This window comes from Streptomyces diastaticus subsp. diastaticus (genome assembly GCF_011170125.1).
GTDB lineage: Bacteria > Actinomycetota > Actinomycetes > Streptomycetales > Streptomycetaceae > Streptomyces > Streptomyces diastaticus.
In genome coordinates this window covers 635,732-649,717 of record NZ_BLLN01000003.1, presented here as the reverse complement: position 1 = coordinate 649,717, position 13,986 = coordinate 635,732, and the positions used below count along the sequence as shown (strand labels likewise).

The following is a 13,986-nucleotide window of genomic DNA, read 5'->3' as shown; positions in this document are numbered from 1 at the left end:
GTGAGCGGGCGCGGCTGCCGTGGTCAGGCGGCGGGGGCGGCCGTAGGCTTGGCCCATGTCGACTCATGCGAAGCGTGAACGCCTGCTCCTGGCCGATCTGTTGGAGTCCGCGGGCCCGGACGCCCCGACGCTCTGCGAGGGGTGGCGGACCAAGGACCTCGCCGCCCACGTGGTGCTCCGCGAGCGCCGCCCCGACGCGGCGGGCGGCATGCTCGTCAAGCCGCTGGCGGGCCGCCTGGAGCGGGTCCAGGCCGAGTTCACCGCCAAGCCGTACGACGAACTGGTCCAGCTCATCCGCACCGGCCCGCCGCGCTTCTCGCCCTTCGGTCTCAAGCAGGTCGACGAGGCGGCCAACACCGTCGAGTTCTACGTGCACGCGGAGGACGTCCGCCGGGCCCAGCCCGAGTGGTCCGGCCGCGAGCTGGACCCGGTCTTCTCCGACGTGCTCTGGTCCCGGCTGGAGAAGATGGCCCGGGGGCTGGGCCGCAAGGCGCCGGTGGGGCTGGTGCTGCGCCGCCCCGACGGCCGGACGGCGGTGGCGCACCGGGGGACGCCGGTGGTCACGGTCACCGGTGAGCCGGGCGAGCTGACCCTCTTCGCGATGGGCCGCCAGGCCCACGCCGAGGTGGCGCTGGACGGCGAGGAGGACGCCGTCGCCAAGGCCCGGGCCACCAAGGAGCTCGGTTTCTGAGACCCGGCAGGGGCGCGGGCGGGGCCTCTGGCACCCTGCTCCCATGAACACGCGAGCGACGACGGAACAGAACCCCGCCCCGTGGACCGTGGCCGTCCTCGGCCCCGGCGGCATCGGCGGCCTGGTGGCCTCACTGCTGGCCCGTCGGGGACACCGGGTGATCGTGGTGGCGGGCGAGCAGACCGCCCGGACGCTGAACGAGCAGGGGCTGACCCTGCGCAGCGGCCAGTTCGGGGACGGCACCCTGCCCGTCGAGGCGGTCACGGAGCTGACGGAGCCGGTCGACCTGTGTGTGGTCGCCACCAAGGAGACGGGCCTCGCCGAGGCGCTCCGGCGGGTTCCGGCCGCGGCGCTCGGCTCCGGCCTGGTCCTGCCGCTGCTCAACGGCTTCGAGCACGTCGCCCTGTTGCGGGAGACCTACCCGGCCGGGCAGGTCGTCCCCGCCGTGATCTGGGCGGAGTCGACGCGGACCGCGCCCGGCGTCATCGAGCACACCACCCCGTTCTGCCGGATCGAGCTGGCCAGTGCCGCCGCCCCGGCCGCCCGGGTCGCGGCGCTCGGCGCGCTCCTGGAGGACGCCGGCATGGGCGGCCTGGTCCGCGAGGACGAGACGGCCCTGCTCTGGGGCAAGCTCACCTTCCTCGCCCCGTTCGCCCTGCTGACCACCCGGCACGCCGCCCCGGTCGGCACCGTACGCAGCGAGCACCGCGAGGAACTCATCTCCGTGCTGGACGAGTTGGCCCGGCTCGCAGTCACCGTCGACGTGCCGACGGAGGCCTCCGCGCTGCTGGACAGGTTCGACAACGCTCCGGAGGGGATGCGCTCCTCCATGCAGCGGGACGCCGCCGCCGGCCGCCCGGTGGAGATCGAGGCCATCGGCCGCGCCCTGCTCCGCCAGGCCGACCGCTCGGGCACCCCGGTACCGGCGCTGACCGCGCTGGTGACCTCGGTGGCGAAGGCGCACGGCGCCTCCTGAACCCGGCCCGGGCCCGTCCTTCTACCGGACGGACGGGCCGGGTCGGTCCAGCCGCAGGCCCAGGTAGGTGAGCGGCCCGGGGTCCGCCACCGGGATCTCGTGGAAGCCCAGGCGGTCGTGGAAGGCGCGGGCCGGGGTGTTGGCGGTGACCATACCCAGGTGGACACCGCTCACCCTGCGGGCCCGCAGGGCGTCGAGGTACGCCGCCATCAGCCGCCGCCCGTGGCCCTGGCGCTGGTGGCCGGGGAGCAGGTCGATGTGGAGGTGGGCGGGGTACGCGTCCAGCTCCCCCAGGACCATCCGCTCGGGGCGGTGGAGCAGGTCGCGCATCACCTCGGCGGGGGTCGCCGGGGGCCCGGCGGGCGCCGGGTGGCGGGCGGCCACCCGGGGCAGCCACTCCTGGCGGAAGCGCCGGGCGAAGGCCGCCGTGTCCGCCGTCCCCAGCACGTAGCCGACGGCCCGGCCGCCGTTCTCCACCACGAAGGCCAGCTCCGGTTCGAGGACGGCGTAGGGCTCGGCGAAGATGCTGGGGAGCAGTTCGTGGTCGGGGTAGTAGGGGCGCGCGTCACCGCCTTCGTGGCCGGTGCGTACGCAGATGTCGATGAGCGCCTCCCGGTCCGCCGGGCGGTACGGACGTGGCGCTGCCGCAGTGGCCATACGTGATTCTCGGCCGGCTGGGAGCGCTCCCACAAGGGCCCCCGCTCCCCCGTTCCGCCAGAACCGGGGGTGGGGCGTGCTCAGCGCACCGGGCGGCCCGCGTCCTTCAGGGCGCTCTTGACCTCACCGATGCGCAGTTCGCCGAAGTGGAAGACCGAGGCGGCGAGGACCGCGTCGGCGCCGGCCTCGACGGCGGGGGCGAAGTCGCTGACGCGGCCGGCGCCGCCCGAGGCGATGACGGGCACGGTGACGTGGCGGCGGACCTGGGTGATCATCTCCAGGTCGTAGCCGTCCTTGGTGCCGTCGGCGTCCATGGAGTTGAGCAGGATCTCCCCGGCCCCCAGTTCGGCGGCCCGGTGGGCCCACTCGACGGCGTCGACGCCGGTGCCACGGCGGCCGCCGTGGGTGGTGACCTCGAAACCGCCGCCCTCTGCCCGGCGGGCGTCGACGGACAGGACGAGGACCTGGCGGCCGAAGCGCTCGGCGATCTCGCGGATCAGCTCCGGGCGGGCGATGGCCGCGGTGTTGACGCCCACCTTGTCGGCCCCGGCGCGCAGCAGCTTGTCCACGTCCTCGGCGGTGCGGACGCCGCCGCCGACGGTGAGCGGGATGAAGACCTGCTCGGCGGTGCGGCGGACCACGTCGTAGGTGGTCTCGCGGTTGCCGGAGGAGGCGGTGATGTCGAGGAAGGTCAGTTCGTCGGCGCCTTCGGCGTCGTAGACCTTGGCCATCTCGACGGGGTCGCCGGCGTCCCGCAGGTTCTGGAAGTTGACCCCCTTGACGACGCGGCCGCTGTCCACGTCCAGGCAGGGGATGACTCGGACCGCGAGGGTCATCGGGCAGCTCCTCGGTACGCCCCGGCCACCACGACCGGTCGGGGGCCGGTGATGCCGGGGACGGTGATCATGGGCGCGGTCGGTCGGACCGCGTCGGACAGTGCGTGACGGGCACGCCCCGCCGTCTCGGTGCCGCGGGCGCGCCAGAGGTACGTCCGGGCACCCCCTCGGGCGGCGAGGGCGGCGCGGAAGGCGGTCGGGATCTGCTCGCACGGGTCGCCGGAGGCGGTCTCGCGGATCGGTTCCCGGCCGCCTTCCGCAAAGGTCATGCCACGGCCTTGAGGGCCTCTTCGAGGGTGAACGCCTCGGCGTAGAGGGCCTTGCCGACGATGGCGCCCTCGACGCCCTCGTCCACCAGGGAGGCGAGTGCGCGCAGGTCGTCCAGGGAGGAGACGCCGCCGGAGGCGACGACGGGCCGGTCGGTAACGGCGCAGACGTTCCTCAGCAGCTCCAGGTTGGGGCCCTGGAGGGTGCCGTCCTTGGCGATGTCGGTGACGACGTACCGGGCGCAGCCCTCGGAGTCGAGGCGGGCCAGCGTCTCGTAGAGGTCGCCGCCGTCGCGGGTCCAGCCGCGGCCGCGCAGGGTGGTGCCGCGCACGTCGAGGCCGACGGCGACGCGGTCGCCGTGGTCGGCGATGACCTTGGCGACCCACTCGGGGGTCTCCAGGGCGGCGGTGCCGAGGTTGACCCGGGTGCAGCCGGTGGCGAGGGCGGCGGCGAGGGTGTCGTCGTCGCGGATGCCGCCGGAGAGTTCCACCTTGATGTCCATGGCGCCGGCGACCTCGGCGATGAGCTGCCGGTTGTCGCCGGTGCCGAAGGCCGCGTCGAGGTCGACGAGGTGCAGCCACTCGGCACCGGAACGCTGCCAGGCGAGGGCGGCCTCCAGCGGCGAGCCGTAGGAGGTCTCCGTGCCGGACTCACCGTGGACCAGGCGGACGGCCTGGCCGTCGCGGACGTCGACGGCGGGGAGGAGTTCGAGCTGCTTGGCCATGATCAGAGGGTCTCGATCCAGTTGGTGAGGAGCTGGGCTCCGGCGTCGCCGGACTTCTCGGGGTGGAACTGGGTGGCCCACAGGGCGCCGTTCTCCACGGCTGCGACGAACGGCTCGCCGTAGGTGGACCAGGTGACGTGCGGAGCGCGCATCGCCGGGTTGGTGACCTCCAGGCTCCAGTCGTGCACCGCGTAGGAGTGGACGAAGTAGAAGCGCTCGTCGGGGTCCACGCCCTGGAAGAGGCGGGAGCCGGCGGGCGCCCGTACGGTGTTCCACCCCATGTGGGGGACGACCTCGGCCTTGAGCGGGCCGACCGTGCCGGGCCACTCGTCCAGGCCCTCGGCCTCGGTGCCGTGCTCGATGCCGCGCTCGAAGAGGACCTGCATGCCCACGCAGATGCCCATGACGGGGCGGCCGCCGGAGAGCCGGCGGCCGATGATCCAGTCGCCGCGGGCCTCCTTGAGTCCCGCCATGCAGGAGGCGAAGGCACCGACGCCGGGGACCAGGAGGCCGTCGGCGTTCATGGCTCGGTCGTAGTCGCGGGTGATCTCGACCTCGGCGCCGGCCCGGGCGAGGGCCCGCTCGGCGGAGCGGACGTTGCCGAAGCCGTAGTCGAGGACGACGACGTTCTTGCCGGTCATCACATCACCCCCAGACGTCCAGGCGCAGCACGCCCGCGGTGAGGGACATGGCCGCGCCGATGCCGAGCACCACGAGGATGCCGGTGGGCAGCTTCTGCTTGTAGAAGGAGTAGACGCCGCCGAGGAAGAACAGGCCGAGCACGATCAGCGCGGTGGAGACACCGTTCACGGTTACAGGGCACCCTTCGTGGAGGGAATGATTCCGGCCGCCCGGGTGTCGCGCTCGCAGGCGTACCGCAGGGCGCGGGCGAGCGCCTTGAACTGGCACTCCACGATGTGGTGCGCGTTGCGGCCGTACGGGACGTGGACGTGCAGGGCGATCTGCGCCTGGGCGACGAACGACTCCAGGATGTGCCGGGTCATCGTGGTGTCGTAGCTGCCGATCATCGGCGCCATGTTCTCCGGCTCGGTGTGCACCAGGTACGGGCGGCCGGAGAGGTCCACGGTGACCTGGGCGAGGGATTCGTCCAGCGGCACGGTGCAGTTGCCGAAGCGGTAGATGCCGACCTTGTCGCCGAGGGCCTGCCTGAAGGCGGCACCGAGGGCCAGCGCGGTGTCCTCGATGGTGTGGTGGGTGTCGATGTGCAGGTCGCCGTCGGTCTTGACCCGCAGGTCGAAGAGGCCGTGGCGGCCGATTTGGTCGAGCATGTGGTCGTAGAAGCCGACGCCGGTGGCGACATCGACCTGCCCGGTGCCGTCGAGGTCGATCTCGACCAGGACCGAGGTCTCCTTGGTGGTGCGCTCCACGCGCCCGACGCGGCTCATGACAACTGCTCCTTGCTCTTGGGGTGGTCGGCGACCACCTCGCGCACCGCTTCGAGGAAAGCGGTGTTCTCTTCGGGGGTTCCGGTACTGACACGCAGCCGGCCGGGCACGCCGTTGTCGCGGACCAGGACGCCGTGGTCGAGGAGGCCCTGCCAGACGGCGTGCTGGCCGCCGGGGCCCTCGAAACGGCCGAACTGGACGAAGTTGGCGTCGGAGTCGGTGACCTCGAGGCCCAGCGCGCGCAGCCCGTCGACGACGCGGTCGCGTTCGGCCTTGAGCCGGTCGACGTAGCCGAGCAGCGTGTCGGTGTACTCCAGGGCGGCGAGCGCGGTGGCCTGGTTGACGGCCGAGAGGTGGTACGGCAGACGGACCAGCTGGAGGGCGTCGACCACGGCCGGGTCGGCGGCGAGGTAGCCGAGGCGCAGTCCGGCGGCGCCGAACGCCTTCGACATGGTGCGGGAGACCACCAGGTGCGGCCGGCCCGCCAGCAGCGGCAGCAGCGAGGCGCCGTGGCTGAACTCGACGTACGCCTCGTCCACCACGACCATGGCCGGCTTCACGGCCTGCGCCGCGTCGTGCAGCGCGAGGACGGTCTCGCGGTCGACGGCGGTGCCGGTCGGGTTGTTGGGCGAGGTGATGAAGACCACGTCGGGCCGGTGCTCGGCGATGGCCCGCCGGGCCGCCTCCACGTCGATGGTGAAGTCCTCACGACGCGGCCCGGAGACCCAGCCGGTGTTGGTCCCGCGCGCGATGAGGCTGTGCATCGAGTACGAGGGCTCGAAGCCCAGCGCGGTGCGGCCGGGCCCGCCGAACGCCTGGAGGAGCTGCTGGAGCACCTCGTTGGAGCCGTTGGCCGCCCAGACCTGCTCGAAGGCGACCGGGTGGCCGCCGGTACGGGTGAGGTAGCGGGCCAGCTCGGTGCGCAGCTCGACGGCGTCGCGGTCCGGGTAGCGGTTGAGGGCGCGGGCGGCCTCGGCGACCCGCTCGGCGATCCGCGCCACCAGCGGCTCGGGCAGCGGGTAGGGGTTCTCGTTGGTGTTGAGCCGGACCGGCACGTCGAGCTGGGGGGCGCCGTACGGGGACTTGCCGCGCAGCTCCTCGCGGACGGGGAGCTGGTCCAGGGTCAGGGCGGTGCTCACTGCTGGGGGACCTTCCAGTCGAACCGGGCCTTCACCGCCGCGCCGTGCGCGGGCAGGTCCTCGGCCTCGGCGAGGGTGACGACGTGCCGGGCGACGTCGGCCAGCGCCTCGCGGCTGTAGTCCACGACGTGGATGCCGCGCAGGAAGGACTGCACGGACAGGCCCGAGGAGTGGCAGGCGCAGCCGCCGGTGGGCAGCACGTGGTTGGAGCCGGCGCAGTAGTCACCGAGGGAGACCGGCGCCCAGGGGCCGACGAAGACCGCGCCGGCGTTGCGGACCCGGTCGGCGACGGCGGCGGCGTCGGCGGTCTGGACCTCGAGGTGCTCGGCCCCGTAGGCGTCGACCACCTTGAGGCCGTCCTCCAGGCCGTCGACGAGGACCAGCGCGGACTGGCGTCCGGCGAGGGCGGGCGCGATGCGGTCCTCGACGTGCCGGGTCGCGGGGACCTGGACGGCCAGTTCCTTCTCCACGGCGTCCGCGAGGGCCTCGGAGTCGGTGACGAGGACGGCGGCGGCCAGCGGGTCGTGCTCGGCCTGGCTGATCAGGTCGGCGGCGACGTGCGCCGGGTCGGCGGTGTCGTCGGCGAGGACGGCGATCTCGGTCGGCCCGGCCTCGGTGTCGATGCCGATGAGGCCGGTGAAGTAGCGCTTGGCGGCGGCCACCCAGATGTTGCCCGGCCCGGTGACCATGCGGGCCGGGGGGCAGGACTCGGTGCCGTACGCGAACATCGCGACGGCGGTGGCGCCGCCCGCGGCGTAGACCTCGTCGATGCCGAGCAGGGCGCAGGCGGCGAGGATCGTCGGGTGCGGCAGGCCGCCGAACTCGGCCTGCGGCGGCGAGGCGAGCGCGACGGAGGGGACGCCGGCCTCCTGCGCCGGGACCGCGTTCATGATCACGGACGAGGGGTAGACCGAGCGGCCGCCGGGAGCGTACAGCCCGACGCGGTCGACGGGGACCCACTTCTCGGTGACGGTGCCGCCGGGGACGACCTGGGTGGTGTGCGGGGTGCGGCGCTGGGCGCGGTGGACGGTGCGGGCCCGCCGGATCGACTCCTCCAGGGCCGCGCGGACCTCCTCGGTGAGCCCGGCGAGCGCCTCGGTGAGGGCTTCGGCGGGGACCCGGACGTGCTCCAGGGTGACCTGGTCGAACCGCTGGGCGTACTCGATCAGCGCCGCGTCGCCGCGATGGTGCACGTCCTCGCAGATCGGCCGCACCTTCTCCAGGGCGGCCGTCACGTCGAAGTCGGCACGGGGCAGCAGAGCGCGCAGGGCCGGGCCCTCGGGAAGGGCCTCGCCGCGCAGGTCGATACGAGAGATCACACGGCAATTCTCTCAGACCGCCTCAGGTCACCGGCGCCCCGTATCACCGTGTGATACGCCCGCCGGACACATTCCGTGACGATGGGCGTTCAATTCGTCACTCAGCGGGCATCACCGGGGTGGGAGCCCGCCCCGGTGGGCACACGGGCCCCGTCCCCGTCGGCGCCGCGCTCGGGGCGGGCCCGCCCCGTCGAGGAGTACGCGGCACAGCACGGGGAGGCAGGCGCGTGTCCACCGAACAGGGCGGTGAGCCGCCACAGGGCCTGACGGCCGCCGAGTACGGGATGTGGCAGGCGTTCCGCAACGGCAGCACCTACGACCTGCGGGCCGGTGAGGCCGCGCTGGACGATCCGCACGGCGGGCTGCCGTGGGGCGAGGAGCGCACGGTCCGCGCCCGCGTGATCAGCCTGCTGCTGCTGCACGGCCCCGACCCGCTGCCCGGCCGGGTCTCCTCGCTGAAGCTGGCCGGGGTGCAGATCACCGACGTGCTGGACCTGGCGGGCGGCACCGTCGAGCCGTACGTCGAGCTGATCGACTGCCGGTTCGAGAAGGAGGTGCTGCTGCCGGAGACGCGGTTCACCACGCTGCGGATGGTCGACTGCTCGCTGCCCCGCCTGGAGGCGGCCCGCCTGCACACCGAGGGCGACCTGCACCTGCCCCGCTGCCGGGTGCACCGCGGGGTGCGGCTGACCGACGCCCAGATCGGCACCGACCTGCTGCTGAACCAGGCGGTGGTGCACCGGGACCGGCGCGGCACCTCACTGCTGGGCGACGGACTCTCGGTCGGCCAGGACTTCCAGGCCGAGATGATGGAGGCGCACGGCGAGGTGAGCCTGCGCGGCGCCCAGATCGGGGTGTCGCTGAGCCTGCGCGGCAGCCGCCTGTCCAACCCGTACGGCCGCCGCGCGCTCAACGCCCCGCAGCTGACCGTGGGCCGCACCCTCTACCTGACCCCGGCGGGCGTCGGGAACCCGGCGCTGACCAGCGGGACGACCCCGGCGCGCGGCACGCGGGTGCAGCGCTTCGAGTGCCGGGGCGGGGTGCGGCTGGACGACGGGCGGGTGGGCGACGCCGTCGACCTCGACCAGGCGCGGTTCGTGATGGAGGAGTACCAGGAGCTGTCGATGCGCCGGATGCAGACGCCGGAGCTGCGGTTCCTCTGCGAGCGCCCGGCGCAGGGCCGGGTGGTGCTCTCGGGGGCCCGCGTCGGCAACCTGATGGACCAGACGCAGAGCTGGCCCGGGCTGGGCGGCCTGGCGATGGGCGGCTTCACCTACGACAACCTGGTGCCGCGCGGCCGCTTCACCCTCGCCGAGCGGCTGACCTGGGTGGAGGCGGCCACCCCGGAGTACAACCCGGAGCCGTACGAGCTGCTGGCGACGGTGCTGCGGGCCGGCGGGGAGGACGCGGACGCCCGCGAGGTGCTCCTCGCCAAGCAGCGCCGGCGCCGCGAGACGCTGGGGCTGACGGGGACGGCGTGGGGATACCTCCAGGACTGGACGGTGGCCTACGGCTACCGGCCGGGACGGGCGGCGCTGTGGATGGCGGTGCTCTGGGCGGTCAGCGCGCTGGCCTTCGCCCAGGTCGACCCCGCTCCGATCAAGGACGACGAGCATCCGCCGTGGAGCGCCTCCCTCTTCACCCTCGACCTGCTGCTGCCCGTCATCGACCTGGGCCAGACCGGCTACTGGCAACTGGACGGCCCCTGGCAGTGGGTCACCGCCCTGCTGATCCTGCTGGGCTGGGTCCTCGCCACGACGGTGGCGGCGGGCGCGACGCGGCTGCTGCGCCGGAGCTGACGCCCGGAAGCGGGGCACGGCGCGTCCGGCGCGCGCCGGACGCGCCCCGACGTGCCACACACCACCCTTCTTTACCTTCTCTTGACCATCGCCGAGGCAACCCTTCGACCGATACGAAAGCGTCACCCGGACTCTCTGGCCCAGGCCCGACCTGCGGTTTTCAATGGTCGGCACGATGGCCCTGCTGCAAGCGCTGATCCGGACGGCCCGGATGGTGACCCACACGCCCCGCCTCGCCGCCGGGCTGCCTCCCGACGAGGAGGTCTACCTCGACCTGCCCGACGACCGGCTCACTCCGGCGCTGGCGGCGGCCGGGCTCGGCGACCACCGTCCGGCCGCCGCCGCCCTCGCCGCCAGCCGCGAGGCCGCCGCCTGGGAGACCCGCGACCGGCAGGTGCAGCGTCTCGCCGCCTTCGCCCGCAACCGGCCCGAGTGGTTCGACGCCTGGCAGTACGCGGCGCCGCACGACCCCGACGTGGCGCTGATCCGCGCCGAACTCGCCGTCCGGCGCGGCTGGGAGTCGCCCGCCCGCGCCGAACTCCTGCACGACGTCACCCCGCTCATCGCCGCCGCCGCCCGCGCCGAGCCCGCGGACCCGGTCCCCTGGCGGATCGCGCTCGACCACGCCCGCGGCACCGGCGCCCCGCACACCGAGTTCGAGGCGCGCTGGGAGCAGGCGGTGCGCCGCTCCTCGTACCACTACGGCTGCCATGTGGCGGCGCTCCAGTACCTGTCGGCCGCCTGGTTCGGCTCGCACCGCGAGTCGTTCGCCTTCGCCGAGCGCGCCGCCGAGGACGCGCTGCCCGGCTCCCTGGTGCGGGGACTGCCGGTGCGGGCCGCGTTCGGCGCGCTGCACGCGGGCCCCGACGCGCCCGGGCGGGGCGGTCCCGTTCTGCGCGAGCGGCTGGACGCGGCCGCCGACACGGCCATCGGCCTCTCCGCCGAGTACCCGGCGGGCGACCCGTGGCCCGCCGAGGTCCGCAACGTCCTCTTCTACGTGCTGATCCGCCTGGAACGGTGGGGCGAGGCGCTGGAACAGGCCCGGCTGATCGGCACCCGCGCCACCTCCTTCCCGTGGGACCGGATCAGCGACGATCCGCTCGGCCAGTTCCTCCAGGCGCGCGACGGGGTCCGCATCGAAGTGGCCGCGACATTGCCGTTGCGGGGGACGCGGCGGCGCGAGGGGCCCGGGGACCATTAGGCTTGCGCGTCGTGACCACCGTCCGGCTGCCGCTCTTCCCGTTGAACACGGTCCTCTTCCCGGGGCTCGTGCTGCCCCTCAATGTCTTCGAGGCGCGCTACCGCGCCCTGATGCGGGACCTTCTGGACTCCCTCCCGGAGGACCCCGAGGCCGATGAGCCCTGCCAGTTCGTGGTCGTCGCCATCCGCGACGGCCACGAGGTGGCGCCGAGCGAGCCGGGCATGCCCGACGACGCCGGGCGCCCGGACGCCGGGCCCATGACGGGCTTCGGGGACGACCCGGCCCGCTCCCTGCACGCCGTCGGCTGCATCGCCGACGCCGCCACCATCCGCGAACGCGAGGACGGCGGCTACGAGGTCCTCGCCACCGGCACCACCCGCGTCCGCCTCCACTCCATCGACACCTCCGGGCCCTACCTGACCGCCGAGGCGGAGCCGTTGCCCGAGGACCCGGGCGACGAGGCGGGCGCCCTCGCCGAGGGGGTCCTGCGCGCCTTCCGGTCGTACCAGAAACGCCTGGCCGGAGCCCGCGAACTGACCCTCACCGCCGACGCCGACCTGCCCGACGAGCCCGCCGTCGTCTCCTACCTGGTCGCCGCCGCCACGGTCCTGGACGTCCCCACCCGCCAGCGCCTGCTCCAGGCCCCCGACACGGCGTCCCGGCTCCGCGACGAACTGGCGCTGCTGCGCCGCGAGACCGCGGTGATACGGCATCTCCCCTCGCTCCCGGCCGCCGAGCTGACCCGCTCGCCCACCAGCCTCAACTGATTGCCCGGAGCAGGCACCTCATGGCCAGGAAGCAGAAGAAGCAGTCCGGTGGCACCCCCGCCACCGTCGCCCTGAAGGCCGCCGGCGCCGCGTACACCACGCACGCCTACGCCCACGACCCGGCGCACCCCTCCTACGGAGAGGAGGCCGCCGAGGCCCTGGGCGTCTCCCCCGACCGCGTCTTCAAGACCCTCCTCGCCGAGGTCGACGGGCGCCTCACCGTCGCCGTGGTCCCCGTCGCCGGCACCCTCGACCTGAAGGCCCTCGCCGCCGCCGCCGGCGGCAAACGCGCCACCATGGCCGACCCGGCCGCCGCCGAACGCGCCACGGGCTACGTGCGCGGCGGCATCTCCCCCCTCGGCCAGCGCAGATCCCTGCCGACCGTGCTGGACGCCTCAGCCACCGACCACACCACGATCTGCGTGTCGGCGGGCCGCCGGGGCCTGGAGGTGGAACTGGCACCGGGGACCCTGGCCGGCCTGACCGGCGCGGTCACGGCACGGATCGCCCGGCCGGCCTGACCGGGGCGCTCCGTGCGCCCGCGGCGGCACCCGGCCGAGACGACGGTGGGCGTACCGGGCGGCCCGGGTGCGCCGAGCCCCCGGCGCCGGTACCGGTGATCGCGACAGGCAGCCCGCGGCGGGCGGAGGCAAGGGGCGCGAAGCCGGTCAGCCCTCGGCCTGCTGCCAGTGGACGTCCTTCTGCTCCTCCCGGGGACCGAACAGCGCGGTCAGTCCCAGGTGCACCAGGAGGGCCGCGAGGGGCCAGGCGACCAGTACGCCGAGGGCCCCCAGTTCCAGTGGGGCGTCGAAGGGGACTCCCTGCCCGGCGTCCCGGGCGTGGCCGGCGACGTCGCCGTCCGGGCCGAGCGCCATGCCGAACCGCCAGGCCACGGCGGCACCACCGAGGGAGCCGAGGGCGAGGCCGCAGACCAGGAGGATGCCGCCCGCGCGGTGGACGAGGAAGGCGGCGACGCCGCTGACCGCGCCGAAGGCGAGTGCGAGGAGGGCGAAGGTGCCGTCGGCGCCGATGGCCTGCTCGCCCTCGGTGTCCCTGAGGTAGACGGCCTCGCCGTCGGAGACCAGCGGGACGTGCGGGGCCAGCCGGGACCAGAGGAAGCCGAGCAGCAGACCGAGGAGGGCCACGGCGAGGGCGGTCAGCGCGGCCCGGCGGATCTCATGGCTCAGCGGTTCGTCCCGGACCGGACCGGGGTGGGCCGGGTACGCCCCCTCGGGGAGCTGCCACGGGTCGTACCCGGGGCGTCCGTGCGGCGGCGGGGGCTGGTTCAGCGGTGCGGTCACCCGGACATCGTGCCAGGCCCGGCCGGGCGGGCGCGGGCCGGGAGGTCCGATCGTGGGGCGGCGGGCGCTCAGCGGACGGCGGCCCGGCGGTACGCCCACGTGGCGAGGGTCAGCGAGACCGCGCCGACGCCCGCGCAGACCCCGAGGTCGACGAGGACCGCCGCCCAGTCGGGGTGCGGCGCGAACGTCCGCGCGAAGGCCTCCACGCCGTAGGTGGAGGGCAGCAGGTCGCGGGCGAGGACCAGCAGGGCGGGCAGCCGCTCGGGCGGGAGCACGCCGAGCAGCAGCGCGGCGGACATGCCGAGCTGGCCGAGGAGGGTGGCCAGCTCCGGGCGCGGGGCGAGCAGGCCGAGGGCGGCGCCGAGGCCGGAGAGGGCGGCGCCGGCGAGCGGGATGACCGCGATCAGCACCCACAGCTGGGCCAGCGGCAACTGGAAGAGGACGCAGCCGACCAGCGCGGTGACCAGGGTCCCGGGCACGGTGAAGGAGGCATACGCCCCGGCGGCTCCGAGGACGACGGCGGCGGGCGGCACCGGCAGCGTCGCGTAGTGGTCGAGGCCGCCGCCGGCGCGCAGCTGCCCGAAGTACTGGGCGAGCAGGTTGAGGGCGACGAAGGCGACGACGAGGACACTGGAACCGGCCACGACGGCGTGCGCCTCGGTGCCGCCGTCGACGACGCCGCGCATGAGGATCATGATGCCGACGGACTGGAAGGTCGCGACGAAGAGCAGCGGAATGCGGGCGACCCGGGCCCGGGAGAGCTGCGCCCGGTAGACGGCGGAGAGGGAGGGCAGCAGCCGGGCCCGGGGGGCGAGCGTGGCGGGGGCGGCGACGGCCCGGGGGGCGGCCGTGGGGGCGGTGGTGCTCATGCCGGGTCCCGTTCCGTGGGCGGCGCGGCCGGGC

At 74.5% G+C, this 13,986-nt stretch carries 17 protein-coding genes; 6 read left to right on the top strand and 11 right to left on the bottom strand.

Annotation, left to right across the window (positions count from 1 at the left end; all coding sequences use genetic code 11):
• Positions 1–55 precede the first annotated feature (55 nt).
• Together Sdia_RS11295 and Sdia_RS11290 are read left to right on the top strand one after the other, a co-directional pair.
• Positions 56–691, top strand: a complete 636-nt coding sequence (locus Sdia_RS11295) for a TIGR03085 family metal-binding protein (RefSeq protein ID WP_100453118.1) — start codon at positions 56–58, stop codon at positions 689–691.
• Positions 692–734: 43 nt separating this feature from the next.
• Entirely contained in the window at positions 735–1,667 is a 933-nt protein-coding gene (locus Sdia_RS11290; RefSeq protein WP_100453117.1) for a ketopantoate reductase family protein, read from the top strand.
• 21 nt (positions 1,668–1,688) lie between these two features.
• Here the strand turns inward: Sdia_RS11290 and Sdia_RS11285 are convergent, their stop codons facing one another.
• From Sdia_RS11285 to hisD, 9 genes are all read right to left on the bottom strand, one after another.
• On the bottom strand, positions 1,689–2,324 hold the full coding sequence (locus Sdia_RS11285) for a GNAT family N-acetyltransferase (protein WP_115068601.1): 636 nt from the start codon (positions 2,322–2,324) through the stop codon (positions 1,689–1,691).
• Between the two features lie 80 nt (positions 2,325–2,404).
• Positions 2,405–3,160, bottom strand: coding sequence for an imidazole glycerol phosphate synthase subunit HisF (gene hisF, locus Sdia_RS11280; RefSeq protein ID WP_100453115.1), 756 nt, complete (start codon positions 3,158–3,160; stop codon positions 2,405–2,407).
• Positions 3,157–3,429: a hypothetical protein gene (locus tag Sdia_RS11275; protein ID WP_100453114.1), complete on the bottom strand. Its 273-nt coding sequence runs from the start codon at positions 3,427–3,429 to the stop codon at positions 3,157–3,159. The genes hisF and Sdia_RS11275 overlap by 4 nt, the downstream gene beginning before the upstream one ends.
• On the bottom strand, positions 3,426–4,151 hold the full coding sequence (priA, locus tag Sdia_RS11270; protein ID WP_100453113.1) for a bifunctional 1-(5-phosphoribosyl)-5-((5-phosphoribosylamino)methylideneamino)imidazole-4-carboxamide isomerase/phosphoribosylanthranilate isomerase PriA: 726 nt from the start codon (positions 4,149–4,151) through the stop codon (positions 3,426–3,428). Before priA ends, Sdia_RS11275 begins: the two co-directional genes overlap by 4 nt.
• A gap of 2 nt (positions 4,152–4,153) precedes the next feature.
• Positions 4,154–4,792, bottom strand: a complete 639-nt coding sequence (hisH, locus tag Sdia_RS11265; RefSeq protein WP_100453112.1) for an imidazole glycerol phosphate synthase subunit HisH — start codon at positions 4,790–4,792, stop codon at positions 4,154–4,156.
• Positions 4,793–4,796: 4 nt separating this feature from the next.
• A complete protein-coding gene (locus Sdia_RS11260; protein WP_008414072.1) occupies positions 4,797–4,961 on the bottom strand; it encodes a CG2302 family histidine operon protein in 165 nt (54 codons plus the stop codon).
• Positions 4,962–4,963: 2 nt separating this feature from the next.
• Positions 4,964–5,557: an imidazoleglycerol-phosphate dehydratase HisB gene (gene hisB, locus Sdia_RS11255; RefSeq protein WP_100453111.1), complete on the bottom strand. Its 594-nt coding sequence runs from the start codon at positions 5,555–5,557 to the stop codon at positions 4,964–4,966.
• Positions 5,554–6,696 carry a histidinol-phosphate transaminase gene (locus Sdia_RS11250; RefSeq protein WP_100453110.1) on the bottom strand — a complete coding sequence of 381 codons (1,143 nt, stop codon included), beginning with the start codon at positions 6,694–6,696 and terminating at the stop codon, positions 5,554–5,556. The genes hisB and Sdia_RS11250 overlap by 4 nt, the downstream gene beginning before the upstream one ends.
• On the bottom strand, positions 6,693–8,015 hold the full coding sequence (gene hisD, locus Sdia_RS11245) for a histidinol dehydrogenase (protein ID WP_100453109.1): 1,323 nt from the start codon (positions 8,013–8,015) through the stop codon (positions 6,693–6,695). Before hisD ends, Sdia_RS11250 begins: the two co-directional genes overlap by 4 nt.
• A 227-nt stretch (positions 8,016–8,242) precedes the next feature.
• Between hisD and Sdia_RS11240 the strand changes: the two genes are divergently transcribed.
• From Sdia_RS11240 to ybaK, 4 genes are all read left to right on the top strand, one after another.
• A complete protein-coding gene (locus Sdia_RS11240) occupies positions 8,243–9,814 on the top strand; it encodes an oxidoreductase (protein ID WP_100453108.1) in 1,572 nt (523 codons plus the stop codon).
• 163 nt (positions 9,815–9,977) lie between these two features.
• A complete protein-coding gene (locus tag Sdia_RS11235; protein ID WP_100453107.1) occupies positions 9,978–11,015 on the top strand; it encodes a hypothetical protein in 1,038 nt (345 codons plus the stop codon).
• A gap of 11 nt (positions 11,016–11,026) precedes the next feature.
• Complete coding sequence (locus tag Sdia_RS11230; RefSeq protein WP_100453382.1) at positions 11,027–11,782, top strand: LON peptidase substrate-binding domain-containing protein; 756 nt, start codon at positions 11,027–11,029, stop codon at positions 11,780–11,782.
• Between the two features lie 20 nt (positions 11,783–11,802).
• Positions 11,803–12,303, top strand: coding sequence for a Cys-tRNA(Pro) deacylase (ybaK, locus tag Sdia_RS11225; RefSeq protein WP_100453106.1), 501 nt, complete (start codon positions 11,803–11,805; stop codon positions 12,301–12,303).
• Between the two features lie 147 nt (positions 12,304–12,450).
• On the opposite strand, the gene Sdia_RS11220 is transcribed toward ybaK, so the two are convergent.
• Both Sdia_RS11220 and Sdia_RS11215 read right to left on the bottom strand, forming a co-directional pair.
• Positions 12,451–13,083 carry an AAA family ATPase gene (locus Sdia_RS11220; protein ID WP_100453381.1) on the bottom strand — a complete coding sequence of 211 codons (633 nt, stop codon included), beginning with the start codon at positions 13,081–13,083 and terminating at the stop codon, positions 12,451–12,453.
• Positions 13,084–13,151: 68 nt separating this feature from the next.
• Positions 13,152–13,952: an ABC transporter permease gene (locus tag Sdia_RS11215; RefSeq protein ID WP_100453380.1), complete on the bottom strand. Its 801-nt coding sequence runs from the start codon at positions 13,950–13,952 to the stop codon at positions 13,152–13,154.
• Between the last annotated feature and the right edge of the window lie 34 nt (positions 13,953–13,986).

Coding starts and splice junctions, on each gene's coding strand:
- Sdia_RS11295 (WP_100453118.1), top strand. CDS start 56: ATGTCGACTCATGCGAAGCGTGAACGCCTGCTCCTGGCCGATCTGTTG.
- Sdia_RS11290 (WP_100453117.1), top strand. CDS start 735: ATGAACACGCGAGCGACGACGGAACAGAACCCCGCCCCGTGGACCGTG.
- Sdia_RS11285 (WP_115068601.1), bottom strand. CDS start 2,324: ATGGCCACTGCGGCAGCGCCACGTCCGTACCGCCCGGCGGACCGGGAG.
- hisF (WP_100453115.1), bottom strand. CDS start 3,160: ATGACCCTCGCGGTCCGAGTCATCCCCTGCCTGGACGTGGACAGCGGC.
- Sdia_RS11275 (WP_100453114.1), bottom strand. CDS start 3,429: ATGACCTTTGCGGAAGGCGGCCGGGAACCGATCCGCGAGACCGCCTCC.
- priA (WP_100453113.1), bottom strand. CDS start 4,151: ATGGCCAAGCAGCTCGAACTCCTCCCCGCCGTCGACGTCCGCGACGGC.
- hisH (WP_100453112.1), bottom strand. CDS start 4,792: ATGACCGGCAAGAACGTCGTCGTCCTCGACTACGGCTTCGGCAACGTC.
- hisB (WP_100453111.1), bottom strand. CDS start 5,557: ATGAGCCGCGTCGGGCGCGTGGAGCGCACCACCAAGGAGACCTCGGTC.
- Sdia_RS11235 (WP_100453107.1), top strand. CDS start 9,978: ATGGTCGGCACGATGGCCCTGCTGCAAGCGCTGATCCGGACGGCCCGG.
- ybaK (WP_100453106.1), top strand. CDS start 11,803: ATGGCCAGGAAGCAGAAGAAGCAGTCCGGTGGCACCCCCGCCACCGTC.
- Sdia_RS11215 (WP_100453380.1), bottom strand. CDS start 13,952: ATGAGCACCACCGCCCCCACGGCCGCCCCCCGGGCCGTCGCCGCCCCC.